Here is a 24,648-nt window from a genome sequence, read left to right on the forward strand (position 1 = left end):
AAGTCCTTACCTTTGAAACAAAATTAGAAAATATTAATCATTTGCATTGACCTTATTTGATAAATAAAAATCAATATCACATGAAAAAATACATTACTATTTTGGTAATCAATATGATTATCTTAGGCTTTGTTATTTTATCTTCCTCTACCAGTAGAAACACTTTGACTCAGAAATCAGCAAATCATCAACAAAGCGATACAGACTCCTTACGATACAAAGAAGAAAAACACCTGAGAAATCTACGACAACTCACTTTTGGTGGAGATAATGCAGAAGCCTATTTTAGTTTTGACAATCAAAAAATAGTATTCCAGTCTAATTACAAAATGTGGGGCTTGGAGTGCGACCAGATTTTTTATTTTGACCTAAAAGATGGGGACATGAGAAATAAGAAACCACAAATGATTAGTACCTCTAAGGGGCGTACTACTTGTTCTTATTTTCTTCCTGACAATCAGTCTATTATTTATGCTTCTACCCATAAAGGAGGAGATGCCTGCCCCCCTGTACCTAATAGAAATACAGGCAAATACCTTTGGGCTATTCATGATGATTACGATATTTTTGTGGCAGATTTGAATGGCAAAATTAAGAAGCAACTCACTAAAACTAAGGGCTATGATGCAGAAGCTACCGTTTCTCCCAAAGGAGATAAAATTGTGTTTACTTCCACGCGTTCAGGGGATTTGGAACTTTGGGTAATGAATATAGATGGCTCTAAACCTAAGCAAATTACCAAAGATTTAGGCTATGACGGAGGTGCGTTCTTCTCACCTGATGGTTCTAAGATAGTATTTCGTGCCTCTCGCCCCAAAACGCCAGAAGAAATCAAAGAATACAAAGACTTGCTCAAAGATGGTTTAGTCCAACCGACCAACATGGAAATTTTTGTTTGTAATGCTGATGGCTCTGATTTGAGGCAGGTTACTAACTTAGGCAAAGCTAATTGGGCACCCTTCTTTACTCCTGATGGCAAAAAAATTCTTTTTAGTTCCAATCATGCCTCTAAGCGCGGCTTCCAGTTTAATATTTACATGATTAACTTGGACGGTACAGGTTTAGAACAGATAACTTATGACGGTGTTTTTGATTCTTTCCCTATGTTTTCCTATGATGGCAAAAAACTGATTTTCAGTTCTAATAGAAATAATAATGGCACAAGGGACACGAATTTGTTTATTGCGGACTGGGTGGATTAAGAAGTACTTGTAAAACAACTCATTCTCACAAGTAATTCAACTTTTTGTGCATTCTTTTAATTCTGTAGGAATGACCGCTTTGTAGTAAATCATAAGAAATAATCATCAAAGTCCTGTTAGGTACGTAACTAATTGATTATTAATTTTATGTATCGTCCCTAACGGGACTTGGACAAACCTATTTGACTGCTATTCACTACAAAGCTGTCGTGCCTACGGCACTGAATCAAAAAACGTTTTAATTAGTTGAATTACTTATGTAGTTTCGTGAAAATCATAAAAGCAACAAATTTTCAAATCTCAAAAACAAACTTCAAAATGAAAAAACTTTTATTTTTACTGCTCATCAGTCTGAGTACGGCTTGCCAAAACAATCCAAAAACTATGGAAGTACCTAACGAAAGTTTTGATATACAAGGACATAGAGGGTGTAGGGGACTGCTACCCGAGAATACTATTCCTGCTTTCCTCAAAGCTATAGACATAGGCGTAAATACCTTAGAATTAGACGTAGTGGTGAGCAAAGACAAGCAGTTAGTAGTTTCGCATGAGCCTTATCTTTCGCCGACTATCTGCAAAGGATTGGAAGGCGAGGACTTTGACAACGAGAAAAAGTACAACCTCTATCAGATGACTTATGAAGAAATCAGCCGTTGCGATTGTGGAAGCAAGGGAAATCCACGCTTTCCCGAACAAGAAAAGATGAAAGTAAGTAAGCCTTTGCTGGCTGAGGTCATAGATACAGTAGAAAAATATTTGAAAGACAAGAACCTATCTCCTGTAAAGTACAACATAGAAACCAAATCTCAACCTGAAACAGACAACATCGCTCACCCTGCCCCCGCTGAGTTTGCCAATTTACTCTATGAATTGGTAAAGCAGAAAGGAATGTTAGAAAGAACTACTATCCAATCTTTTGATATACGCACTTTGCAAGAAGTCAAGAAAGTTGATGAAAAAATCTCCCTGGCTTTATTGGTAGCAGAGAAGCCTTATTTTGAGCAAAATATCAAAGAGTTAGGTTTTAAACCTGCAATTTATAGCCCTTATTACATTTTGGTAACGGATACTTTGGTGGATTACTGTCGCAAGGAGCAGATTAAACTTATTCCTTGGACGATTAATGACTACGAAACCATGCTCAAACTCAAAAAACAAGGCGTAGATGGCATCATTACCGATTATCCTGACAGAGCAATGAAGTTATTGGAAAAGTAGAAGTTTGAAAAGTTAAAAATTCTTGCTCAGCCCGCTGATTTTATATTACTTTCTAAAAATTAGCTAATTTTGTTTACTCACACGGCATAGAGTTCGATATTGTGAGTAAACATTATACTTTTATCCATTATGCTCAAACCATATTCTTGCGTCCGTTTGTTAAAATATGTACTATCTTTCCTTGCAGTGATAGTACTATTTGCCTCTTGTTCTAAAAATAACGAAGAGTTACCTGCTCCTCAATATTTTATCAGTGCTACTCCTCTTGGAGAAGTAAGTAAAGCCAATGTAGATAGACGTTTAGGCAGTAATCCATTAGTTAGTTCGCTTACTAAATATTCTTTTAAGGCTTATAGAATTATTTATAAAACTAAAGACTTGGATAACAAGGAAATACAAGCCTCTGGAGCAGTGCTAATCCCTGTTACTTCTGATAAGTTAGCGATTGCCAGCTATCAGCACGGAACGATTAGGAGCGATAGCGAAGCTCCCTCTAACTTTGCAGAAAATAGCGAAGCAGGTCTATTGGGTTCACTCATCGCTTCCATTGGCTATGTAGTTTCTATGCCTGATTACTTAGGCTATGGAGTTTCTAAGCAAATCCCGCACCCCTACGAGCATAGAAAATCTTTGGCTACGGCCTCGATAGATATGCTCAGAGCCGTCAAAGAGTTTTGTAGGATTGAAAGAGTAAACCTCAATGATAGACTTTTCTTGACAGGCTACTCCGAAGGGGGCTTCGCTACGATGTCTATGCAAAAAATGATGGAAGAGGAGTTTCCTACGGAGTTCAAAATTACAGCAAGTGTTATGGGAGCGGGGGCTTACAACAAAACTGCTTTTTCCAGATATGTGGCAGCACAAAACTCCAACCTCACTTTCATCAACTATTACGTTTGGGTTTTGCAGACTTACAACAACATTTACAAGCTCAATCGCCCTTTAAGTGCTTTTTTTACCGAGCCTAATGCAACCAATATCCAACAAAAAGGCGTATTTACAGACATAGACTTAAACCCGCAACGCTTATTTACTTCAAACTTTCGCAATGGTATCATCAATAGCACAGATGCAGAGTTTCTCAATGTACTCAAAGACAATGATGTATTTGATTGGAAACCGCAAACCCCTATGCTATTGGTGCATGGGAGAGATGATGATTTTGTGATTCCGCTTAACTCTCAAACGGCTTACGATGCAATGCGAGCAAGAGGTGCAAGCAATGTAGAGTTGGCATTGGTGGACGGCGACCACTACTCGGCAGTCCCTAACTATGCTTTGCAAGTATATAGTTTCTTTTTTAGATTCAATAATTAAATGCAATGGATTGGAAATCAGTATTTAAAAAAATAGCCGTCAATGCAGAGGAACATTTTGATAAGTTGAAAACTGAACTCCGAGAACGCTTAGGCGGCTATGATGAGATTATGATTTTGCCCTATTACGGTTGTAGCAATGGGAAAGCTATTTACCTGAAAGGCAGAGTATTAGAAGATAGAAATATCAAAGAGGCACAGGGTAATGATTCTATTTGGGATAATTTAGTAGCTTCTTATAAGCGAATGAATAGCAATGAGTTGCCTAATGTAAAGATAAAAGCAGTTTTCAAAGATACTGAAATAGAACTGATTACTGATGAGGAAGGATACTTTACCTTAGACATGGAATTGGAAAAGCCTTTTACTCCTAATCAAATTTGGGAGGAGATTCATTTGGAACTTGTAGAGGTAAGAGGGAAGAAACAAGATAAAGTAGAAGTAGTAGGCAAAATATTAGTACCGCCTGCTACTGCCCAATTTGGCATTATTTCCGACATAGACGATACCATTTTACAAACCAAAGCTACAGAACTTACTAAGGTTATCCAACTAACTTTCATGCGAAATGCTCAAACGCGCTTGCCTTTCAAAGGAGTGTCCGCTTTTTACAAAGCCTTGCAAAAAGGTAAAGAGGAACGTAGTTATAATCCTATTTTTTACGTATCGAGTAGCCCTTGGAACTTATTTGATTTCTTAAAAGATTTTTGCGAGGTAAGGCATATTCCCAAAGGAGTATTTTTCTTACGAGATTTAGGGCTTTCCAAAGACCAATTTTTGCAGTCCTCGCATGGCGACCATAAATTGGCACAAATCCAACGAATCATGGCTCTTTTCCCCAATTTGAAGTTTATCCTCATCGGCGACAGCGGACAGCACGACCCCGAAATTTACTTAGAAGCAATCCAAACTTATCCTGAGCGGGTTTTATCAGTTTATATAAGAGATGTTTCCGCAGAGAAAAGAGATGCAGAAATAGCCCAAATTGCAGAAAAAGCACAGGCTTTGGGAGTAGAAATGATATTTGCACAAGACACCTTAGCCGCAGGAAATCATGCAGTCCAAAAGGGATTCATCAATGAAAAAGCCCTTGATGCTATTCAGCAAGACCATGATTATCAGGAATATTCCGAGTTTGATTTTCCTATTTTTGATAAGCTATAAGTTACGATACTTTTTTAGATTTTTAATCATTTTGCTATATATCCTAATTTGCTTCTCACTGCTTCTCATTTCTTTGTTTTGGCGAAAAAGAATGAAAGAGGCAAAGATAACAGCTAAAACGATGACCATAGACCAGTAGAAAATAGCAAATTCAAAAGACAAGGAAAAGTCTAATACAAGCGGTAGAAGTGCTATGACTATCACAACAGAAAGACCACTAAGCAAATAGATTTCATGTATAGATAAAAAGTTAAACTTTGATTTCATAATGATAAAAAATTAATTTGACGATGAATAAAAAAGCAGTTTAAGTTTCAAGCAAAAGTATTCAATCTATATGCCAAAATATTAAGTACTTAGTTATCAATATATTGACAATCATTATGTTTCAATTATAGCTAATCTATGTTCGCATTTTAACATATTACTGTGCATTATCGGACAGATGTAATAAAAAAGAATTTTTTTAAAGTTAATTGAAAATAATACGTAAATCTTAATAAAGAACAGATAACAACTGTTAGGCATTAAAATTGACCTAAAACCTAAAAATCATATACAGAACTTATGAAACGCTTTATAATATTTACCATTGCATTTTTATTATTGTTTATCAATCAGTTATTTTCACAAGGTAACTTTACCCCTTGCTTCAAAACAGATATTACCAAAGGGTGCGCCCCGCTGAGAATCAGACCTAACGACTGCTCTGGAGCGGCTGCTTCTTTGATTTTTTATGACTACGGCGATGGCAGAGGACCTGTCCCTGACAAAGAGGTTACTTATAGCAGAGCTGGCAGGTATGCAATTACTCAATACATCAACACAGGCGGTAGTGGGGGTATGAAAACTGACGGTCAGTATTTTATAGAAGTAACTAACCCTGCTAATCCTGCTTTTGACATACAATTTTGCTCTAATTTTGTAGTCAATGTTACTGTAAGCAGTAAAGACTTCGAGGATTATTTTATTGATTTTGGCAATGGGCAAAATAAAACAGTAAAAGGTGGGGAAACCGCCTCTGTCAAATACAGTAGTAGCTCTCCTGTCAGAATAACTGTCTATGGCAACGCTACTACAGCAAATGCAAGTTGTGGTAGCACCCAAAAAATGATTACACCTTTGGAAAGACAGCCCAAAGGCATTCTTAGGCAAGTGAGAGTGCTAAGCGATGACAGAGTAGAAGTAAGTTTTACTCTCAATAGTCTTACCACCAATTATCGTCTGTTGCAAAACTCGTTGGTAAGTGGCGACAATAAAAGAATTGATTTGAGAAGCGGAAGTAGCTCTATCGTGAGTCCAGATAGAGTTTCTAATTTTGATTTTTATAGATATAGAATCTTAGCCCTCGACCAGTGCGGGGGAGAGGAGGAGTTTGCTTCTGAAGCAGTGAGTACGTTACTGCTGAGTGTGAATACTTCTATAGGCAGAAACTCTTTGGCTTGGAACAGGTTAAATGATTTTGGCTTTGTCAATTACATCGTTTACAGAGATGATAAACCGATTAGAACTATTACCAATCCTAATACCACTACTTTTATCGACACTGATGTCAAGTGTGGGCAGGAATACTGCTATAGGATAGAGTGTACGGCTAATGGAGGTACGACCAAATCTATCTCAGCAACCAAGTGTATAGTTGCCTCGAGGGAATCCAACCCCCGAGCCGTAGCCCAATTTGTAGCAAATGTTGTCAATGAAAATATTGAAATTCGCTGGCAAGTGCCTACAGACAGTAAGCCACAATCTACTTTTTTATTGAGAACAGACGAGCAGGGGAACTCTACGAGGATACAAGTGCCTAATACGCCTCCTTTTGTAGATGTTTCCGCAGATTTGCTCAACAAGGATTATTGCTATAAACTTTTTTATGTAGATGAGTGTGGCAATACTTCCCCAGAAAGTAGCATCGCCTGCCCTATTCGCTTGGTACTGACTGAGGAGGATAACGAGGTAGTGCTGAACTGGGTAGCTACAGGAGTGAGTAGCTTAGCAGTAGAAAAGTTAGACCTCAACAACAATCCTTATCGGGTTATTCCTAATAATAGCGGTACTTTGATAGAAGCAAAGATAAACTTGGACAGGCAATTTACTCGCTATAGGATTCGTGGAGTAGTGAATGGCATATTGGTTTATTCTAACATAGTTTCTATCAGAGTAAAAGCCCAACTTATTTATCCTAATGCTTTTAGCCCCAATAATGACGGTTTGAATGATACTTTTAGCGTAAAAGGCAACTTTATTAATGAGTTTCGCTTGCAAATATTCAATCGTTGGGGAACTTTGGTCTATGAAAGCACAGACCTCAATGCAAGTTGGGACGGCAGGTTCAATGGTGAACTTGTCCCTGAAGGTGCGTACATTTTGACTATAGAAGGCAAGGACGATATAGGGAAAAAGATAAGCGAAAGGACGATTTTGACGATAGTGAAGTAAAAAATGGTATGTACTTTTGCTCAATCATTCACTTTTACATACTCGCTTTCTTCTGCATAAAAAAAGCTCAAATGCTGATATTTTTTGATGAAGGCTTGTAAATCGGTAGGACTACTAAACTGTTCTCTGATGTATTGTGAAAGAGGCAAAAGTTTAAGTTTATCTTTTTGAATATCAACTTTATATAGAAAATAATTATCTGAAACAGTCAGATTAAAGCTGTCTTTTACCATTTTGATATTGAGAAAAACGGAATTTTCTACCATAGAAATATGCCCCTTAAACTTTTTTTGCTCTAAGGCGCGGTCTTGCTTGCGATAGGTATTTTCTGTAATCAGGTAAGTGAAATCATCAAATTTCCTGATGTCATAGTTATTGGGTTCTTCTGTATGACCTGCTTCTTTCCATACCCCTATTAGATTTTTGTTTATAGGCACTTTGGGACTATCGATGGGGATAGCAGACTCATAAGGGCAAGCCACACATAAAAAACTGATAATGAATAAACATGAATAAATAACTCTTTTTTTCATCTCAAACGATAAACTAAAAGCCAGAAACACTCAACTATACCTACGTTCCCATTTCTTTCATTGCGGCGGCAAGAGTTTGCTGGGCATTTTGATTACTTGGCTGATTCATAATGACTTGATTGCAAAGTTTAACAACCTTGCCCATGTCTATCAGTGCCTCTTGTCGTTTTCCTATCGCCTTCAGTGCCAAGCCTCTATTCCAAAGATAAGAATAATTATCAGGGCTGATTTCCAATGCTTTGCTATAATTTTCTATGGCTTCGGCATGATTGCCCAATCTATCTTGTGCTAAGCCAAGCGTATTGTAGGCTTTGGCATTACTTGTATCATATCGCAAACTTTGTGCAGCAAATTGGGCTTGCTCGTGGAATTTTCCTTGCCTCCACTTCACAATCGCTATGTTTAGATATGCTTTTGCATTATCGGGTTGTATTTGAATGGCTTGTAAGAAAAATTGCACTGCCTCCTCTAATCTACCTTGTTGGTATGCAAACTCGCCTTGCTGAATGATGCTTTCTGCCTCAGGATTGAATGTAGTCGTTGTTGTTTCTGCTACAGAGGAAGTATCCTTTGTATTAGTATCTTTTTGACTTTCTGTAAAATCTGAATTTTCTACGTATTCATTCCTCTCTGCTTGCTGATATTCCACTTCTTGAACGCTTGCGCTATCCTTCTGATTTTCTGTCATATCATTTGAAGTCTCTGCTCCCTGCTCCTCATTTTCCTCATCATTAGCTTCTTGGTAGCTCTCCTCCACGTGGGTAGGCTCGTAAGTTGTAACCATGCCCAATCCCCTACTTGTATAAACAGGTTTTTCCGCTTGGCTTTCCTCTTCCTCTATTTCCTCTACTTTAGTTTTTTCTTTGATAAACTCCTGCTGTACTTCTGCCTTGTATTCATCTATTTGTGCAGAGTGGTGCATGAGAGCCAAGGCATTCATGTCATCGCCATCTTCGCCTGCTTTGAGTGCTTGCAAATACACATCTTCGGAAAGATAATGCTTTAATCCAAAATTGTCATTAATCAAACCCTCAGCCATTGTATAGGGAATTACCTCAGTTACCAGCGTAAGCACGGAAGTCATCAAGCTAAATTCTTGCTCAAATGCTTTTATAATTTCTTGATTGTCTTTGATTACCAAAATATTTTCTAAGGCTTTGCTTTCAGAAAAATACGTCCAATCGTAAGAACCATTGAGCAAGACAGCATGGTCAATGATACAAAACTTATGATGTATAGGAGCGGTTTTATCGGAAAAGTACAATTTTGCTCCTATACTAATCAGTTCATTCAAAGGCAGTCCCTCGATTCTTTTGTTCAGGTAATCATCTAATAAAATCAACTGAACATCAAGCCCCTGTTTAGTTTTTTCTAATAATTTATCAAAAATCTGCCTATTACTAAACCAACAAACTGCTATTTGAATACTTTTTTGAGCATTTTGCAGTTCTCTGACGATGACATCTTGTATATTTTTAAAAAATACCTGTTCCATACATTTTATTTTACTCCAATGCCCAATTAATGCCAATATTGATTCTTCTTGGGTCCTGCGGAGTAGCTGGGAAGCCATCTTCTGCACCCAAGAATACGTGATAATATTTGAGATTGAGCAAGTTATTAATTTTAGTATAAATATAAAATTTACCTATATTTCTTTTTTCATATAGCTTCAAACGGGCAAATAAATTCACCACAGTAAAAGGCTGATTGGTAAAAAAGTTATCGCTGTTATTAGGATTTATTAGACGCGAATTGGAGGCGGTACGGAAAATAAGACGTGGAGAAATAGAAAAGCGTGGATTAGAAATATCTAAACTTGCTTTGGCAGTATGCTTAGCAGTGTAAAGAAGTGGCTGATTATCTATATTGCCGTCTATGTATGAATAAGCTAATAAAGCATTGATGGTCAAGAAGTCAAATTTTTGTAAGTAGTTGATTTTAAAAGTTCCTCCATAGATTTCTGATTGCCCTCTGTTTACATTAGTTTCCAATCTACTTACAGGTACAGGGGCTGGGGTAGTTTGCGGATTTGCTTCTGCCAAGCCTATCAAATTTTCTACCCTTGTATAAAATCCATTTGCTCCCAAAGCCAACTGAGGGGTGAGCAAATAACTCAAACTACTCTCAAGAGTGCGTAGTTTCTCTGGTTTCAAATCTGGATTGGCTGTACGGAAATAGCTGGCAATGCGTTCTCCTTCTGTATCGTTAAGAAAGCGGACTGCAAAAGAAGCAGACTGAGCGAAAGTTTTTTCAGGAGAGGGTGCTAAGAAGGCTTCGCCGTATAGTAGCTTATAAACCAATTTTTTATTAGTAGAAGACATCACTAAGCCCAATCTTGGGTTGATGCTCCCGCCGAATCTTGTATTGTAGTCGTAGCGAGAGCCAAGCGTGAGTTCTATCCACTTAGCAGGGGAAAGTTGCATCTGTAAGTATCCCCCGTAGTTTCTGTACTCTACATTAAAAACTCTCTGCTCTACAAAAGCATTGCGAATTAGCGAGTCTTCTGCTGTTCCCTTGCCCGTAGCCGCTACGTAGTAAAGCTGTTGGAGAGAAGCAGGCAGTCTGGTGTCAAAAGGCTTATATACAGGTGCTATTTTAGGGATAGCAGATAAGTTTTCTGCGGTAAATCCTGTAATTAAAGAAACTTTTTTGGAGAAATCATAACTAAACTGCTCCTCGATTTTGGAACTCGAAGCCAAAGAGTAAATATAGCCTCGCTGCCAAGTAGTCGCCGAGCCTGCAAAGTGGCTTTGGTTGCCAATTTCAAAGGCACTTTTCGAGATAGTACTTTGCACGTTCCACTTGCGATTGATAGACGTGTAGTTGTGCTTGGCATAAAAAACCTCTTGGCTCATTTCTATCAGTGCTTGGGGGTCGCGCACCGCAAATTCTGGTCGCAAGCCATGCGCCGCGCTATGGCTCTCCCAATGCCTGACATAGCTTACTGTAAAATCCGCATAGTTCAAAGTTCCATTAACAAAATAAGATTTGGTCGGCATATCAAAGCCGTTGGAGAGCGGGCTGCCAAAAAAGTACGGTTCTGCCAAAGACTGAAAGTTATCTAATGTGTTGATTAATTTAATAAAGGGAGAATTAATCACTTGATTGGAGGTGCGAAGGTTATTATTATACCATGCAAATTCGTCTTTATAGATGTTTTGATAATCAGGTTCTGCAGATTGATGAAAATTCCCTGAAAACATCACATTTAATTTATCAAACTTTTTCCCTAATTGTAGCGAAGTATCTAAAGTACGAAATTGCCCATAGTTTACGTTTGCATTTACGCCACGCAAGGGATTACCTTCCTGACCATGTGTAGTAATAATGTTGATGATGCCACTGAAGGCATCGACTCCGTAAAGGGCAGAAGCAGGACCCAAAATTACCTCTACCCGTAAGGCGTTAGTCAGGGCAAAATTAGCCCCAAGCGTATAGGCATCGCCCGTAGCAGGAGTAATTCTGATTCCATTCAATAAAATCAAAAACTTTTCGTTACCTGTAATACCTCTGATAGTGGCAAAGTTTCTGTCCTCCGGGTTAGAATTTCTTTGAATTTCTATTTCAGGCACATCCTCGAGTAACTCTACTAAATTGCTATATCCTCTGGCTAAAATTTGCTCTTTGGTGAAAACATACGCCATAGCAGGAGCGTCAGAAACGCTTTGTTTCTTTTTAGAAGCGGAAACAATGCCTACGTTCAGTAAATCTTCCAAAGAAATATTGAACAGTTCCTTTGCGCCTATGTCAGGTTTTCTTTGAGCAAAGAGTATTTGAGAAGTGCATAATAACCCGATGGCAAAAAATAGGATATTTTTTTTGGACAAAAACATGATTTTATAAGAGTATTAAAAGAATTTTCTGCTTATGCAAAAGTAATAAATATTTTTTTGTAACATTAAGGTAACAATTTACGTAAAAACCCTTAAATTTAGTTATTCATTTCATATAATCTGCAAATTCCCATGAAAGACAACAAAAAGAAAAAATCCTTAGACGATTTGAAAGAAAAAGACATCAAAAAACTAACTCCAGAGGAACAGAAGAAATTAAAAGGAGGTGAAGATGAAGAAGGCTCTAACGGTGGAATGCCTATTAGATTCCCATAGTTTTGATGTTTGCCTAAATTCAAAGAAAGACATATCAGTTTTTATAACTTGTATGTCTTTTTTTTATATTTGGGCTTTATGATGAAGTCCTATGAGAAAACACATTCCTAATCTGCTTACTTGTGGCAATCTTCTTTGTGGGTTTTTAGGCATCACTTTTTGTTTTGAGTGGTCTTTAGCTTGGGCAGCGAATTGCATACTTATTGCCGTAGTTTTTGATTTTTTTGATGGCTTTGCGGCACGCTCCTTAAAAGTTTCCAGCCCGATTGGGAAGGAGTTGGATTCTTTGGCTGATGTGGTCAGTTTTGGCGTACTTCCCGCCCTAATTCTCTATAAATTAGTTCAAAATCAAGGGAGTGCATTTTTTTATTTTGCTGTTTTTATAGCTATATTTTCTGCTTTACGTTTAGCTAAGTTTAATGTTGATACTCGCCAAAGCGATGCTTTCATAGGGGTTCCAACCCCCGCTAATGCGCTTTTAATTGCTTCCTTTCCACTGATTTATACTTACCACCCCCAATTCAAAGATGTTGTTACTAATCTTTATTTACTATATGCTATCATGCTTATTATGCCCTTGCTTTTGGTGGCAGAGTTGCCTCTGATAGCCCTCAAGTTTAAAACCTATGATTTTGCCAAGAATAAAATAAAGTATATTTTAGTAATTTCATCTGTTATTCTATTGATTTTCTTACAGTTTGCGGCAATTCCTTTAATTATTGTTTTGTATGTGCTGCTATCTATACTTAATAATTTGATTAGCAAGGGTTAAAAGATATACTTCATTATTGCTACAAATTTTCATAGAGTATCCTTACTACCACCCATACTCACTCCCTGTTCAGCTCCATGCTAATATTAGCACAAAGCTTGTCCAAATCGTCAAATGGAGCTACTACCATATTTTTCCAAAGCAATTTATAGCGTAAAATGCCTTCAATCTCTACCGTAAAATCTCCTTCAACATCTATTTTATTTCCATACTCCCGCAAAACTTCTATTTGATAATATTTCAGAACAAACAAAAGTAGCTCTTTGGGGTCGTATTGCTTCAATTTTTCTTTTGCATCTTTATCCATAAATATTTTCATAAATAACAAAGCCACCTAAGACAATACACAAGGTTGCAGAAATAAAAATTAGGACTGTTTGAATTAACTCACTGTTTGTAAATCGTTTAGAAAAAGGAAAGCTAAAAAAGCCAGCTGCGACTAACATTCCAACTATAGAGCCAATGCCAAAAATTAGTAGATACAAAATACTACTAAACGTATCTTTAATTTCAGTCATTACTAATAAAACCATAGCACCACTACCTGCTAAACCGTGTATGATACCAATACTGTATGCTAAATGATGGTTTTTATCTTCGCTTGTTAAGTGAACATGGTTATTTCTATACTTGAAAAATTTGAAAAGCCTGTAAATACCCAAGATAACCAGCATTAATCCTACGCCAGCTTCTAAATACGAAAATACTTGCTGAGGTACTACTATTTTACCAACCAAAATAAGCAAGCCAATCAATAGGATAGTAGAAGTATGCCCTAAACCCCAGAAAATACCGTCTTTGACTGCCAGTAAAGTATTGCGCCGCTTTGAAACAATGCTACTAACGGCTACTAAGTGGTCTGCTTCAAAAGCGTGTTGAAAGCCAACTACTACAGCGAAAAGTAAAGGAATAGATGTTTCCATTTTCTTGTGAATTTATAAATACTGAATATGAAAAGTAAGATATAAAGAAAATATTAAAGTAAGTCCATAAGCATAATTCTGTGATTTCCTGTGTCTGCAATAGCCAACAAATTGTTTTCCACAGAAATAGAAAAAGCCCAGTAAAGCGTATTTTCAGTAGTTAAAATAGTTTCTAAATTTTCACTTCCTGTTTCAAAACCCTTTTGCCCTATAAGCCTGTCCGCTGTGGCATTATTTTCTTTGGGTAAATTCTCAAACCACAATACACGACTATTTCCTGTATCTGCTACAAAAATTCCATTTTTATAAAAACAAGTATCATAGCACCAATTCAAGGTATTAGCCTTAGGAAAGAAACCAAATTGATTTTGTCCATTCTGAGAAAAATCCGATTGCCCAATAATTGTATTAGCAGGTTTGCAGAAAGCCTCCTGCCAACTGTCCCACAGTAAGACTCGATAGGATTGTGTATCTGTAATTGCTAATTGCCCGCTCTGGCTGACTTTGACCGAATACGCCCAAGCTGCATTTTGAGGGTCGTAATCTCGCTCTGTAAAACTCCGTTGTCCGATAACCTTGTCCGCAGGAGCAAAAGATTGAGTAGGAATCTCATTGAAATACAATACTCTACGATTACCTGTGTCAGCTATCCAAAGTGATTTGCCATCAGAGCAAACACCATAACACCAATACAAACTTTGAGCAGTTGGAGGTGTATTGATACCTTTGACATTAGGTTGGTTACTCTCAAAATTGGGTTGCCCTAAGACTACGTCTGCGGATTGCCCATTTTTCATAGGTAACTCATTCCAAATCAATACTCTATGATTCCATGCGTCGGCTACTATCAATCTCTGCCCATCTGACCAAATTGCTGAGGGATACTGCAAAGTGCTTGCAGAAACTTCTCCGTTTGCATTGCGTCCAGTATCTGTTTGTGCTGCTTGCCCTAAAACTACATCAGGAGCTTGGAATACAGAAGTTGGCAATTTTTTCCAAATAAACACTCGGTTTTGCCCTGTATCTGCCACAAAAAGCATCTTATTTTTTATAAAAACGCCTCTTGGTGCAAGAAAAGTATTATTTTCTGCTCCCTTGAATAGTCTTTGCTGAGAAAAGGGCATTTGCATAACTCAAAGCTAAAAAGATAGTCAAGAAAAAGCATAGATGATATATACTCCACCTATGCTTTGATATTTTCACATAATTACATGATAACTTTAAAAGGCATACTCACTTTGATTTTCTCCCAACTCATGCTGATAGCTCCTTCAGTGTCAGATTTTTTGTCTATGGTGTAAGTAAGTCTTTGTACTTCTTTTTTTAATGTTTCAGGTTTTACTTTTATTCTCATTACATCTTCCTTTTCGCTGTAATCATCTGCTAAGTGCTGATTAGGTCTTGTATTGAGAATTAGTGTCCATTCTGTTGCACTGGGAATGGTAAAAAAACCATAAGTACCTGCATTAATTTTCTGTTCATTAATCATGACATCTTTATCAAACGTAACAGCGGTAGCTGTATGCGCTCCTGTAACCCATACTTGGTCATACCCTACTAAACCATTCCAAATAGCACGACCTTTTACTCCCGGCGAGCCATAGTTAATCACTACATTCAGGCTACCTACTGTACCTTTTGCCTCGCGTCTTGCACTTGTTTTGAGCGTATCTTTGGGAATAAGTCCTTGGTTTACGCTATCAGCATAAGCACTGTATTTTAACTCACGTTGATTTTTTTCATCATTTTCAGTTTTGACTTGATGCTGAGCATGTGGGTCAGCTACTACTGAATCTTTTTTTACTTCGCTTTCAGTATTTGTGGTTTGATTGCTGTTACAAGAAGAAACTATCAATACAACAGCAAAAGTGAAAATAGTTACTAAAATGTTGTTTTTCATGATATTAAAATTGATTGATTGTAAGAGTATTTATAAATTATTATAGTTATAAACGAGTGGTTTGCCAAGAAACTACCTGCCAATTACCTTTTCTTTTGTGATATACACAAGTAAACAAAGTTCTGACTTTGGTAATTGTATCATCAGTGGCAATAGACTCAAACTCCAAAACACCATTGGTAATGGCTATTTCTCCGTAGATACGTGCCTCAGACTGCTCTACAGACATGGTTTTATATCTTGTTTTTCCTTCTGCAATAGCTTGGATATAAGTAGTTTTACTATCTCGTTTCCCGCTTGAGTGTATCCAAACGACTTCCTCTGCAAGCATCTGCTCGAGTTTTTTTGTGTCTGCGGTAAGAGTAGCTTTGACTCTTGCTTTTTCAAAAACTAATACTTCTTCTTTTATCTTGTCTTGAGCAAAAGTTTGATTGAAAGAAAACAAAATAGTAAAAAAATTAATCAGTATGAATAGGCTTAGCTTTTCCATAGAAAAATAGATTAAGTTGTTCATTTTTAACAAATTCGCGGTAACTGCTCTCCAACAGGCATATTTACGACCCTTTTGCCTCCAATACTACTTTGTAGAATTACCTGCTTAGGATGCGCATCAACTATTTTGCCTATAATTTGAGCATTTTTTCCCTCCGGCAAAGTTCGCAATAGCTGAACGTAATCTTCCGCAATTTCACTATTGACAATACTCAAAAATATACCTTCATTGGCTACATAAAGTGGGTCAAGCCCTAAAATTTCACAAGCACCCTCGACTTGTTCGTCAATAGGAATATTTTTTTGAAAGAGGTCTATGCCTAAGTGAGTATCTCGGGCAATTTCGTTCAATACCGCTGCCACACCCCCACGAGTAGGGTCTTTGAGTAGGTGAACATCGTTTCCAAATTTTTCTATCAGAGTCAAAACTGCACTATTCAATGCCTGTGTATCACTTTGAATATCAGTATCAAATTGCAAACCTTCCCTAACGGACATAATAGCGATGCCATGAGTAGCTACATTGCCGCTAATCACAAGGCTATCTTCCGCATTTACATTTTTAAGGCTAATATTTGCCTGAGGGTGAACTGTACCTATGCCTGACGTATTGATAAAAATTTTGTCCCCTTTGCCTTTTTCTACTACCTTAGTATCCCCTGTAACTACGCATACGCCTGCTTTTTCACAGGCAAATTTGATAGAAACCAAGACTTCCCAAAACTCTTGCATGCTTAGACCTTCTTCTAAAATAAAGCTCAGGGAGAGATAACGGGGAATCGCTCCACACATTGCCAAATCGTTTACTGTTCCGTTCACAGCCAATTCACCAATATTGCTATTAGGGAAAAAAATAGGGGAAATTACAAAACTGTCTGTACTAAAAGCCGTTTTACCCTGCAAGTTGATAAATGCACCGTCATGACGCTCATCAAGCAGGTCATTTTTGAGTAAATCAAATACGCCACTTGCTAACAGTTTATTAGTAAGCAAGCCACCGCTTCCATGCCCGAGCGTAATCATCTCAAAATCTACTTTTGGCATTGGGCATTGAAGTTGCATTTGTAGTTTATTATTCATTAGTTGTTTGCTATTTGCGAAAAATGATAATAAGCCGCACAAGCCCCCTCCGAAGACACCATAGGCGCGCCCAAAGGTGAAGTAGGGGTACATTTCTTTCCAAATTGAGAACATTCATAAGGCTTCTTTATACCTTTCAGCACTAAACCTGCGATGCACTCTTTACTTTCCTCTACTTTATCTATTTTTACATCAAACTTGATATTTGCATCAAAATCGGCAAACTCAGGTCGCAACTCATAACCACTATTGGGAATAACTCCAATACCTCTCCATTCTCTATCACATATCTTGAAAACAGTTTCTATTACTTTGCGAGCCTCAGGATTGCCTTCTGGCTTTACTACTCGTCCGTATTGATTTTCTACCTCTGCTTTACCTTCTTCTAATTGCCTGATAGTCATGTAAATCCCTTGTACTAAGTCTACAGGTTCAAATCCTGTAACTATCATTGGGATATGGTATTTTTTGGAAATAGGGTAATAGTCATCTATGCCCATAATCGTGCAGACATGCCCTGCTGCCAAAAAGCCTTGAATCGCAGTAGCATCATCATTCATTACAGCCTCAATCGCAGGAGGAACCAATACGTGTGAGGTGAGAATGGAGTAGTTTTTCAGTCCTTCTCTTTGGGCATGAATAACAGAAAGAGCATTGGCAGGGGCGGTCGTTTCAAAACCTACAGCAAAAAAAACGATTTCTTTTTGAGGATTTTCCTTTGCTAATTTGACCGCCTCCAAAGGAGAATATAGAATACGAACATCTGCTCCACTTGCCTTCGCTTCTAAAAGGCTTTTCTTAGAACCCGGTACGCGTAACATATCTCCAAAAGAGCAAAGAATCACTCCTTTTTCTTCTGCGAGATACACTGCCTTGTCTATTAAGTGTAAAGGGGTAACGCATACAGGACAGCCAGGGCCGTGAACCATTTGCACGTTTTCAGGCAGCAAATTGAGTAAACCGTTTTTAACTAAACTATGCGTCTGCCCACCGCAAACTTCCATGATAGTCCATTTTTGAGTAGCAATTTTTGCAATTTTGTCTAAGTACTGCACTACTACTTCAGGATTTCTGTATTCTGAAAGATATTTCATCTCATATCGTTTTAGATATCTGTTTTATATTGTTTGACATTCAAAATTCGCCACCTGACCTCGAGGTTTTGGGGTTACTGTTCAAATGTTCGCTACTCATTATTTAACCTTTTGAAGGCATGAGTTCCTCTAATTCTCCGATTCCTTCCAAATACTCGAAGGTCTTTTTGGCTTCCTGCTCATCTACTATGCTAATAGCAACTCCTACATGAACAAGTACATAATCACCTACTTGTGCCTTTGGCACCATTTCAAGGCTTGCCTCTTTGGTAATACCACCAAAAAGTACCTTTGCCATACGAACTATGCCATTATATTGGCTTTCTATGGAGATTATTTTTCCAGGGATAGCTAAACACATGTTTTTATCAATTTAAATGAATGAACTTAGTATAATCTGTCCAAAAGCAATATTCTCATCATTAGGCGAAAGTTGCTTGTGAAAATACAAATCAAAATCTTGTAAATACTTTTTAATGAGCATAACTAACAAGGCATTTTGGAAAACACCACCGCTAAAAGCTATTTTTTTGATATTTAGTTGTTGGCTTATTTTTTTTATTTGATGAACAAGCAAGTAGTGAAATTTCAAGGCAATAAACCCAATATCTTTTTTTGCCTGCCAATCTTGTACTATTTCCTGCAAAATAGCCTCAAGGGGCAGATTTAAACTTTCTAATATGCTTAGTTCAAAGATACTGATTTTTTTGTAATAACGAAAGGCAACATTTTCTATAAGCATTGCTGCTTCACCTTCGTAGCTTGCTTTGTCTAAAATACCTAATAGAGAAGCAGTTGCATCAAATAACCTCCCTATACTTGAGGTTTGAACTTTAGGCTTACTTATCAAGTTTTGATATACTTGCCATTCTGTTTTTGTAAATTTTGTTTCTAAGACTTGTTTAATGTTTTCTATATTTCCAAAACTGCAAAGAGCTGATATTCTCGGCTCTTTTGGCATTTTATCCCTTGCAATCATTGGGAAATAAGGAAAATGACTAACACGGTGAAAACATTGATTGTCAAATACGAAAAATTCTCCGCCCCATATATTTCCATCTTCGCCTAATCCTGTACCGTCCCAAATGATACCTAAAATAGCCTCATTTTCAGGTGAGGCAATGAGGTTGTTTTCTGCTAAAACTGCTGCAAAATGAGCAAGGTGATGTTGAACTTCCTTAATTTCAATACCTTCATTCTCCGCTAATTCTTTCCCAAATTGAGTAGAAAAATAATCAGGGTGCTTGTCAATGATAATTTTTTCTGGCTTTGTTTTAAAAAGTTTCAAAAAATGGGTCAAAACTAATTTGTAATTCTCTTGTGTTTCGTAGCTTTCCAAATCGCCCAAGTATTGGCTTATATACACATTTTTTTGGTGGGCAAGTGCAAAACTGCTTTTCATCATTGCCCCCATAGCTAAGATAGTTTGCTCGCTCACTTTTAAGTCTTTTTGGATAAAAGTAGGGGCAAGCCCTCGCGCTCTCCTAAGTATAATTGGTTGATTATCAAAGTAGTTAAAAGAAGCTACACTGTCATCTTGTGGGACACAAATAGAGCGGTTGTGAGTAAGTATGTAGTCCGCTACTGTACTCAAATCTGTGATTGCCTTGTCATCTTCAAAAATGATAGGTGAGTTACTCAAATTTCCACTTGTGGCAATTATTGCCTGCTCAAAATCAGCTAATAGCAAAGAAAAAAGTGGACTATGAGGTAACATTACTCCTAAAAAACTTAGGTGCGGTGCAATCGCTTGTTTGGCAATACCTGATTCCATTTTATCTTTTGTTTCTAAAAGAACAATAGGAGATTCAGGACTTTGCAAAAATTTCAAACCCTCTGAGTGAAGAATTACATCTTTTTCTAAGATTTCCACGCTTGGATACATAAGTGCAAAAGGCTTGCATGGACGTTTTTTCCTTTTCCTTAGTTGGTTGATGGTGTCTGCATTAGTAGCATCACAAGTAAGTAAATACCCCCCGAGATTTTTAATAGCCACTATTTTGCCTTCCTTCCAAAATTCTACTACTTTTTGAAGAATATTTTCAAAAATATAAGTGTCGGAATGAGCTTCGTAGAGCTTCATATCTACTCCACATAAAGCACAGGAATTGGTCTGGGAGAAGTAGCGGCGGTCTAAAGGATTATTATATTCTAATTGACAATCAGTACATTGGATAAAATTTTTCATGCTTGTATTTTCTCTGTCATATGGCAAAGCCTCTATGATAGAATATCGTACCCCGCAATTCGTACATGTAGTAAACGGATAAGCATACCGTCTGTCTTTTTTATTGTGAATTTCACGCCTACACTCTGCACACATCGCCACATCAGGCGTAAGTAAAAGGTTGGGTTGGGTATTCTTATCGCTTTCCCTAATTTCAAAATTTTGGAAATTTTTTTCATGGACTTCCTTGTAAGAACTTCTCGTAATTTTTGCTAACACAGGTTTTTGCCAAAGGATATTGTGGTAAAAAGATTCAATTTCCTCTGGTGTACCGCTTACTTCTGCATGAACTCCGTCGTTCCCATTACTTACCCAACCCTTTAAATTCTTTTGTACGGCTAAACGGTAAATAAAAGGGCGAAATCCTACTCCTTGTACTTGCCCTGATATGTGAATATGCACTGTCATTTTTAGCTAACTACCAATTCTTTTTCTTGTGTTGTTTCCTTTTTCTCCTTTACCTTCTCTAAAAGCCAATTGCACCACTCGTCAAGTCCCTGCCCTGAGGTGCTGGAAACCGTCAGATATTCAATCGTAGGGTTTATCTCACGGGCATCTTTGACAACTGCTTCCACAGAGAACGGAAGATAAGGCAACAAATCAGCCTTAGAAACCAACATTAGTTCGCTGGTGAGGAACATTCTGGGATACTTTTTGGGTTTGTCATCTCCCTCAGTGGTGGCAATGAGTGTAACTCTATAATCTTCTCCCAAGTCAAAAGAAGCAGGGCAAACCAAATTTCCTACATTTTCAATAATGAGCATATCGGTATTGTCCAAATTTAGCTTTTGCATTGCTTGCCAAATCATCTGTGCCTCTAAATGACAAATTCCTCCTGTAACGATTTGTAGAGCATCAATTCCTGCTTGGCGGATGCGGGCAGCATCTCTTTCTGTTTCGAGGTCGCCTACCAATACTTTAATGTTTAATTTGTCTTTTAGCCTTTTGGCTGTTTCTTGCAAAAGCGTGGTTTTCCCACTTCCTGCTGAGGATACAATATTGATTAAGAGTATATTACGTTTTCTTACTTCTTGGCGAATAGCATCTGCTACGAAGTCATTGGCTTGCAATAGGTGCATGGTCGTATTGTCGCACTGGACAGAGCCACGCATATTTTTAGACGTTCTGACGATTTGCATAGTATTAAGATGAAATCTAATTTTTTTCTATTTGAATTTTATTGACAAAATAGTTATAACACAGTGTAACGCCAATCGCTACTAAGCAAGCTGTTATTCCAAGTAAAACATTAAAATAAACAGGCACTACCAAGGAAAGGCGAATAATAATAGTAATGAAAATAAATGCAGAGTAACGAAATATATCTTGAAAACGGGTAGTGTATCGCACCGCAATCAAAACTACTAAAATATCTGCATAAATCATAATTGTATAAAAAGTATTGAAAGACTGATTGAAAACGCCAAGCCTATACCAATGATAAAGGTCTAAAATGCCTATGATGATAAAAACCAAAAGCAATCCTAAGGCAATGATTTTGCGGTAGTTCACAAATCGCAATTGTTCTTCTTGACTTGCGGTAACAGGTTTGTGCCTTTGGATACTGTAATAATATGCCAAAAGAAGGAAAACAGCTAATGCGCCACACCCATCAGAAAGCATTTTTAGGATTTGCTCTATGCTTTTCTCCCAAACAAGTGGAACTTCTATCTCACCAAACTCTTTGAAAGAGGCTCTCAGTAAAATAAGACTTAAAATTTCTATTTGTTTTCCTAAGGCATTGGCAACAGATTGAGGCAGGATAAAGACCAAGCCCACTATCTCGAAAAGCAATAGAATGGAAAAAGGTACACTGATGATAGAGTGATAGTTAAAGTGTGTATGAATAAGACTGAATTTTTCTAAGACTACCAAAAAAATCATGCACAGAAAAGTAAGCACCAAACTGTTGCTAATCCACACCACTGTTCGCAAACTTTCCCAGCGATGTTCCAATAAGTCGAAGATATAAATCAATAGTTTAGTAAGACGCTTTAGCATGGGTATCAGTTGAAATGTACTCGCTCTATGAGCAGTTCTGTTCCTTGTACTACATTGTTATTCGGTTTTCCACAAACGGTACATACAAAATTGTATTCCTTGATTTCACTTGTTTGGTCGCAAGTAGTGCAATGAACCAAAATTGGTACTAACAAAATATTCAATTTTGTATTTTGGAACTTGCCTTCTGCACTTACTACTGCCTCAAAAGCAGACTGCATAAGCATAGGTTCTACATTGGAAAGTAGCCCTACTTTTAGGTCAATGGCATTGATTTTTTCCAACTCCTCAAAAGAGAAATTACTCTCTAAAGTGCGAAAAATATTACGAACCAAAGATATTTCGTGCATTTTTATTTGTATTTTATTTAAGTAAATGTAACACTACTTTTTTTTCTAATCTCTTTAAATCTTCTAAGTGCCTGTTTGCTTCTGCTATTAGTTTTTCATCACTAACTAAATTCTTGATTTCCATAGCCTTTTCAAGCATTTCCTCATAACGTTCTTGGTAGAAAGTATCGTTTTCGTTCCCCACTAGCCAGCTTGCTTCTAAGAAATTAATCAAAGTCAAAGCACGCTCAAAGGGAAAATCTTGAGCAGTGCGAATGTCTAATGCTTCTTTGTATAAGTCTAAGGCTTTCTGATAGTTATCACCTTTTTTCATTTGTGGATAGTGAGTTATTGCGTTGGCGTAGTTGTTGCAAATTGTTGCATACTGATAAGGGTATGCCTCTTTGGTATAAAAAGCCAAAGCCTCTTTAAAAGATGAGGAAGAAAGTGCCGCCCACACGCTTCTTTTTTTGTCTTCATCAGGCATTTCTGCGTACAAAATGCCTAATTGATGATGAATCTCCGCAAAAGTTTCAGGGGCTTGCTCTTTGGTAAAAGTTCGTAAAGCCTCCTGAAATGCCTCTAATGCTGGTCTGTAAAACTGAGGGTTGCCATTTTTTGACCACGAATAAAGTAAAGTTCCTTTTCGCATGTATGCTTCCCCTACCAACTCAGTAAGGTCTTCTGATTCCAAATACTTGATTGCTTTGCTGATATATCCTAAGGATTCTGAAAAGCTATTGTCTATATTAGCAATAAAAGAAGCATCTATAAGTAAGATGCCTGCCTCTGCCCAAATTTGGTTTTTCTCATAAAATTGTAAACATTCCCAAAGTAGTTTTTTCAATTCGGTAACTAATTCAACTTGATAAGGTACAGCTAATTTACTCATCAACGCTTTTACTAAATCAAACTGTAAAGATGCTTTGACATCTTCTCTATTAGTTATTTGCAAAGCTTCTTTAAGCATTTTTTCTGCTTCTGTAGCTTGCCCTATATCTAATAGAAAATTTGCAAAATGCTTAGTTGTGAATAATTTATATTCGTGAGAAGTTGCTCGTTCTATGGCTTGCAAGTATGACTGCTTGATGATTGGAATGTTGTGCTTTTCAAAATAGGCATAGTTATAGGCAATAGCAAGATTGTGTAAATAGCGATATTGGTCAAAGTCAGAGATAATTTTTTGGTTTTTAATTATTTCAAAATCAATAGGATAGCTATTCAAAATACGAATCATAGTATCCCACTCTGTAAGCAAGGAATTTCCTTCTAAGTAGTTCCAAGCTTTCTCAAGATTTCCCAGAAGTCCGAAAATAGTTCCTAAAAACACCTCCTTTGAAAGAGGGAGTGGATTGGGGAAAAGGTAAGGTGGCATTTGGTTGTACCAGTCCAAAGCAATTTGAAATTGCCTTCCATTCACAATGAGTTGAGGCTTTTTTCGAGCAATTAGGGTGTGTATTTGTTCATTATCTACAATTACCTCTACTAACTCACTTAGTCGGTCTTCTATATTAATTAATTGATTTACAGTAGCTAAGTCGTTAATTTGGGTTAATACTAAAAGCATTTTCCTTTGTTTTTTGAGTTCCTCTTGCATCTTTTTGCATACCACGTTTGAAAAGCTCAGCATATATAAGTGCCTTATTTTCAGAGTCATAGTGGTCTATAAATCTACATATAAGCTGTATTGGATTTTCTATCCATACATAGAGCATACACAAATGCCATCTCCCCTTTTCTAAAGAAAGACGGTATCGCACCTCACTGTCTTTAAGCCACTTGCCATTTTTGATGAAGTTCAAGTCACAAGCTAAACCTCTTTGTTCTTGTGAAAATAAAAAGTTCATAA

25 protein-coding genes are annotated in these 24,648 nt (G+C 37.3%); 7 read left to right on the plus strand and 18 right to left on the minus strand.

The annotated features are described in order from the left end of the window. Positions 1-80: 80 nt before the first annotated feature. The 4 genes from BM141_RS01410 (at position 81) to BM141_RS01425 (ending at position 4,900) form a co-directional block, all read left to right on the plus strand. On the plus strand, positions 81-1,202 hold the full coding sequence (locus tag BM141_RS01410) for a TolB family protein (protein ID WP_245763958.1): 1,122 nt from the start codon (positions 81-83) through the stop codon (positions 1,200-1,202). Between the two features lie 318 nt (positions 1,203-1,520). Continuing rightward, entirely contained in the window at positions 1,521-2,420 is a 900-nt protein-coding gene (locus BM141_RS01415; protein WP_091538755.1) for a glycerophosphodiester phosphodiesterase, read from the plus strand. A 186-nt stretch (positions 2,421-2,606) separates the two neighbouring features. Further along, on the plus strand, positions 2,607-3,737 hold the full coding sequence (locus BM141_RS01420; RefSeq protein ID WP_221407614.1) for a lipase family protein: 1,131 nt from the start codon (positions 2,607-2,609) through the stop codon (positions 3,735-3,737). A gap of 5 nt (positions 3,738-3,742) precedes the next feature. After that, the gene (locus BM141_RS01425; protein WP_091538763.1) at positions 3,743-4,900 is read left to right on the plus strand and encodes an App1 family protein; all 1,158 of its coding nucleotides are present in this window, start codon (positions 3,743-3,745) and stop codon (positions 4,898-4,900) included. Here the strand turns inward: BM141_RS01425 and BM141_RS01430 are convergent. Beyond that, a complete protein-coding gene (locus BM141_RS01430; protein ID WP_091538766.1) occupies positions 4,895-5,167 on the minus strand; it encodes a hypothetical protein in 273 nt (90 codons plus the stop codon). The genes BM141_RS01425 and BM141_RS01430 overlap by 6 nt on opposite strands. A gap of 300 nt (positions 5,168-5,467) precedes the next feature. Between BM141_RS01430 and BM141_RS01435 the strand changes: the two genes are divergently transcribed. Continuing rightward, on the plus strand, positions 5,468-7,336 hold the full coding sequence (locus tag BM141_RS01435) for a T9SS type B sorting domain-containing protein (protein WP_091538769.1): 1,869 nt from the start codon (positions 5,468-5,470) through the stop codon (positions 7,334-7,336). A gap of 20 nt (positions 7,337-7,356) precedes the next feature. Here BM141_RS01435 and BM141_RS01440 read toward each other — a convergent pair whose 3' ends face one another. The 3 genes from BM141_RS01440 to BM141_RS01450 are packed head-to-tail and all read right to left on the minus strand — an operon-like array spanning position 7,357 to position 11,705. Beyond that, positions 7,357-7,869, minus strand: a complete 513-nt coding sequence (locus tag BM141_RS01440) for a hypothetical protein (protein WP_143090748.1) — start codon at positions 7,867-7,869, stop codon at positions 7,357-7,359. A gap of 40 nt (positions 7,870-7,909) precedes the next feature. Beyond that, positions 7,910-9,364 carry a phospholipase D-like domain-containing protein gene (locus BM141_RS01445; protein ID WP_177217227.1) on the minus strand — a complete coding sequence of 485 codons (1,455 nt, stop codon included), beginning with the start codon at positions 9,362-9,364 and terminating at the stop codon, positions 7,910-7,912. A 10-nt stretch (positions 9,365-9,374) separates the two neighbouring features. Further along, complete coding sequence (locus tag BM141_RS01450; protein ID WP_091538780.1) at positions 9,375-11,705, minus strand: TonB-dependent receptor plug domain-containing protein; 2,331 nt, start codon at positions 11,703-11,705, stop codon at positions 9,375-9,377. A gap of 132 nt (positions 11,706-11,837) precedes the next feature. On the opposite strand from BM141_RS01450, the gene BM141_RS22745 reads away from it, so the two are divergent. Beyond that, the gene (locus BM141_RS22745; RefSeq protein ID WP_177217228.1) at positions 11,838-11,981 is read left to right on the plus strand and encodes a hypothetical protein; all 144 of its coding nucleotides are present in this window, start codon (positions 11,838-11,840) and stop codon (positions 11,979-11,981) included. Positions 11,982-12,072: 91 nt separating this feature from the next. After that, the gene (gene pssA, locus BM141_RS01455; protein WP_091538783.1) at positions 12,073-12,753 is read left to right on the plus strand and encodes a CDP-diacylglycerol--serine O-phosphatidyltransferase; all 681 of its coding nucleotides are present in this window, start codon (positions 12,073-12,075) and stop codon (positions 12,751-12,753) included. A gap of 58 nt (positions 12,754-12,811) precedes the next feature. Here the strand turns inward: pssA and BM141_RS22750 are convergent, their stop codons facing one another. The 14 genes from BM141_RS22750 to BM141_RS01525 all read right to left on the minus strand — a co-directional run bounded on the left by BM141_RS22750 (position 12,812) and on the right by BM141_RS01525 (position 24,646). Continuing rightward, on the minus strand, positions 12,812-13,060 hold the full coding sequence (locus tag BM141_RS22750) for a hypothetical protein (protein WP_177217229.1): 249 nt from the start codon (positions 13,058-13,060) through the stop codon (positions 12,812-12,814). Further along, a complete protein-coding gene (locus BM141_RS01465; protein WP_091538789.1) occupies positions 13,053-13,676 on the minus strand; it encodes a HoxN/HupN/NixA family nickel/cobalt transporter in 624 nt (207 codons plus the stop codon). The genes BM141_RS22750 and BM141_RS01465 overlap by 8 nt, the downstream gene beginning before the upstream one ends. Before the next feature lie 53 nt (positions 13,677-13,729). Then, on the minus strand, positions 13,730-14,806 hold the full coding sequence (locus BM141_RS01470) for an NHL repeat-containing protein (RefSeq protein ID WP_091538792.1): 1,077 nt from the start codon (positions 14,804-14,806) through the stop codon (positions 13,730-13,732). A gap of 77 nt (positions 14,807-14,883) precedes the next feature. Then, on the minus strand, positions 14,884-15,576 hold the full coding sequence (locus BM141_RS01475; protein WP_091538794.1) for a DUF2911 domain-containing protein: 693 nt from the start codon (positions 15,574-15,576) through the stop codon (positions 14,884-14,886). 46 nt (positions 15,577-15,622) lie between these two features. Further along, on the minus strand, positions 15,623-16,090 hold the full coding sequence (locus BM141_RS01480) for a nuclear transport factor 2 family protein (protein WP_091538797.1): 468 nt from the start codon (positions 16,088-16,090) through the stop codon (positions 15,623-15,625). A 2-nt stretch (positions 16,091-16,092) separates the two neighbouring features. After that, entirely contained in the window at positions 16,093-17,112 is a 1,020-nt protein-coding gene (gene hypE, locus BM141_RS01485; RefSeq protein ID WP_091539157.1) for a hydrogenase expression/formation protein HypE, read from the minus strand. Positions 17,113-17,147: 35 nt separating this feature from the next. Further along, entirely contained in the window at positions 17,148-18,242 is a 1,095-nt protein-coding gene (gene hypD / locus BM141_RS01490; RefSeq protein WP_091538800.1) for a hydrogenase formation protein HypD, read from the minus strand. A 103-nt stretch (positions 18,243-18,345) separates the two neighbouring features. Next, positions 18,346-18,603 carry a HypC/HybG/HupF family hydrogenase formation chaperone gene (locus BM141_RS01495; protein WP_091538802.1) on the minus strand — a complete coding sequence of 86 codons (258 nt, stop codon included), beginning with the start codon at positions 18,601-18,603 and terminating at the stop codon, positions 18,346-18,348. A gap of 12 nt (positions 18,604-18,615) precedes the next feature. After that, positions 18,616-20,877 (minus strand): carbamoyltransferase HypF, encoded by a 2,262-nt coding sequence (gene hypF / locus BM141_RS01500; protein WP_091538805.1) that lies wholly within the window; start codon positions 20,875-20,877, stop codon positions 18,616-18,618. A gap of 2 nt (positions 20,878-20,879) precedes the next feature. Continuing rightward, a complete protein-coding gene (gene hypB, locus BM141_RS01505; protein WP_091538808.1) occupies positions 20,880-21,608 on the minus strand; it encodes a hydrogenase nickel incorporation protein HypB in 729 nt (242 codons plus the stop codon). Between the two features lie 16 nt (positions 21,609-21,624). Then, complete coding sequence (locus tag BM141_RS01510) at positions 21,625-22,470, minus strand: hypothetical protein (protein ID WP_143090749.1); 846 nt, start codon at positions 22,468-22,470, stop codon at positions 21,625-21,627. Between the two features lie 5 nt (positions 22,471-22,475). Beyond that, positions 22,476-22,820, minus strand: a complete 345-nt coding sequence (locus BM141_RS01515; protein WP_091538814.1) for a hydrogenase maturation nickel metallochaperone HypA/HybF — start codon at positions 22,818-22,820, stop codon at positions 22,476-22,478. A gap of 13 nt (positions 22,821-22,833) precedes the next feature. Continuing rightward, positions 22,834-24,366 carry a hypothetical protein gene (locus BM141_RS01520; RefSeq protein WP_143090750.1) on the minus strand — a complete coding sequence of 511 codons (1,533 nt, stop codon included), beginning with the start codon at positions 24,364-24,366 and terminating at the stop codon, positions 22,834-22,836. Continuing rightward, entirely contained in the window at positions 24,341-24,646 is a 306-nt protein-coding gene (locus tag BM141_RS01525; protein ID WP_143090751.1) for a hypothetical protein, read from the minus strand. Before BM141_RS01525 ends, BM141_RS01520 begins: the two co-directional genes overlap by 26 nt. Positions 24,647-24,648 lie beyond the last annotated feature (2 nt).

The organism is Thermoflexibacter ruber (assembly GCF_900113045.1).
Taxonomy (GTDB): domain Bacteria; phylum Bacteroidota; class Bacteroidia; order Cytophagales; family Thermoflexibacteraceae; genus Thermoflexibacter; species Thermoflexibacter ruber.

What these genes read in the sequence shown, in the direction of transcription:
- BM141_RS01525 (WP_143090751.1), bottom strand. Translation starts at nt 24,646, where the DNA reads ATGAACTTTTTATTTTCACAAGAACAAAGAGGTTTAGCTTGTGACTTG.
- hypE (WP_091539157.1), bottom strand. Translation starts at nt 17,112, where the DNA reads ATGCCAAAAGTAGATTTTGAGATGATTACGCTCGGGCATGGAAGCGGT.
- hypF (WP_091538805.1), bottom strand. Translation starts at nt 20,877, where the DNA reads ATGACAGTGCATATTCACATATCAGGGCAAGTACAAGGAGTAGGATTT.
- BM141_RS01470 (WP_091538792.1), bottom strand. Translation starts at nt 14,806, where the DNA reads ATGCAAATGCCCTTTTCTCAGCAAAGACTATTCAAGGGAGCAGAAAAT.
- BM141_RS01450 (WP_091538780.1), bottom strand. Translation starts at nt 11,705, where the DNA reads ATGTTTTTGTCCAAAAAAAATATCCTATTTTTTGCCATCGGGTTATTA.
- BM141_RS01475 (WP_091538794.1), bottom strand. Translation starts at nt 15,576, where the DNA reads ATGAAAAACAACATTTTAGTAACTATTTTCACTTTTGCTGTTGTATTG.
- BM141_RS01510 (WP_143090749.1), bottom strand. Translation starts at nt 22,470, where the DNA reads ATGCTAAAGCGTCTTACTAAACTATTGATTTATATCTTCGACTTATTG.
- BM141_RS01465 (WP_091538789.1), bottom strand. Translation starts at nt 13,676, where the DNA reads ATGGAAACATCTATTCCTTTACTTTTCGCTGTAGTAGTTGGCTTTCAA.
- BM141_RS01415 (WP_091538755.1), top strand. Translation starts at nt 1,521, where the DNA reads ATGAAAAAACTTTTATTTTTACTGCTCATCAGTCTGAGTACGGCTTGC.
- BM141_RS01425 (WP_091538763.1), top strand. Translation starts at nt 3,743, where the DNA reads ATGGATTGGAAATCAGTATTTAAAAAAATAGCCGTCAATGCAGAGGAA.
- BM141_RS01480 (WP_091538797.1), bottom strand. Translation starts at nt 16,090, where the DNA reads ATGAACAACTTAATCTATTTTTCTATGGAAAAGCTAAGCCTATTCATA.
- BM141_RS01515 (WP_091538814.1), bottom strand. Translation starts at nt 22,820, where the DNA reads ATGCACGAAATATCTTTGGTTCGTAATATTTTTCGCACTTTAGAGAGT.
- BM141_RS22750 (WP_177217229.1), bottom strand. Translation starts at nt 13,060, where the DNA reads ATGGATAAAGATGCAAAAGAAAAATTGAAGCAATACGACCCCAAAGAG.
- BM141_RS01430 (WP_091538766.1), bottom strand. Translation starts at nt 5,167, where the DNA reads ATGAAATCAAAGTTTAACTTTTTATCTATACATGAAATCTATTTGCTT.
- BM141_RS01435 (WP_091538769.1), top strand. Translation starts at nt 5,468, where the DNA reads ATGAAACGCTTTATAATATTTACCATTGCATTTTTATTATTGTTTATC.
- BM141_RS01495 (WP_091538802.1), bottom strand. Translation starts at nt 18,603, where the DNA reads ATGTGTTTAGCTATCCCTGGAAAAATAATCTCCATAGAAAGCCAATAT.
- pssA (WP_091538783.1), top strand. Translation starts at nt 12,073, where the DNA reads ATGAGAAAACACATTCCTAATCTGCTTACTTGTGGCAATCTTCTTTGT.
- BM141_RS01410 (WP_245763958.1), top strand. Translation starts at nt 81, where the DNA reads ATGAAAAAATACATTACTATTTTGGTAATCAATATGATTATCTTAGGC.
- BM141_RS01520 (WP_143090750.1), bottom strand. Translation starts at nt 24,366, where the DNA reads ATGCTTTTAGTATTAACCCAAATTAACGACTTAGCTACTGTAAATCAA.
- hypD (WP_091538800.1), bottom strand. Translation starts at nt 18,242, where the DNA reads ATGAAATATCTTTCAGAATACAGAAATCCTGAAGTAGTAGTGCAGTAC.
- hypB (WP_091538808.1), bottom strand. Translation starts at nt 21,608, where the DNA reads ATGCAAATCGTCAGAACGTCTAAAAATATGCGTGGCTCTGTCCAGTGC.
- BM141_RS01440 (WP_143090748.1), bottom strand. Translation starts at nt 7,869, where the DNA reads ATGAAAAAAAGAGTTATTTATTCATGTTTATTCATTATCAGTTTTTTA.
- BM141_RS22745 (WP_177217228.1), top strand. Translation starts at nt 11,838, where the DNA reads ATGAAAGACAACAAAAAGAAAAAATCCTTAGACGATTTGAAAGAAAAA.
- BM141_RS01445 (WP_177217227.1), bottom strand. Translation starts at nt 9,364, where the DNA reads ATGGAACAGGTATTTTTTAAAAATATACAAGATGTCATCGTCAGAGAA.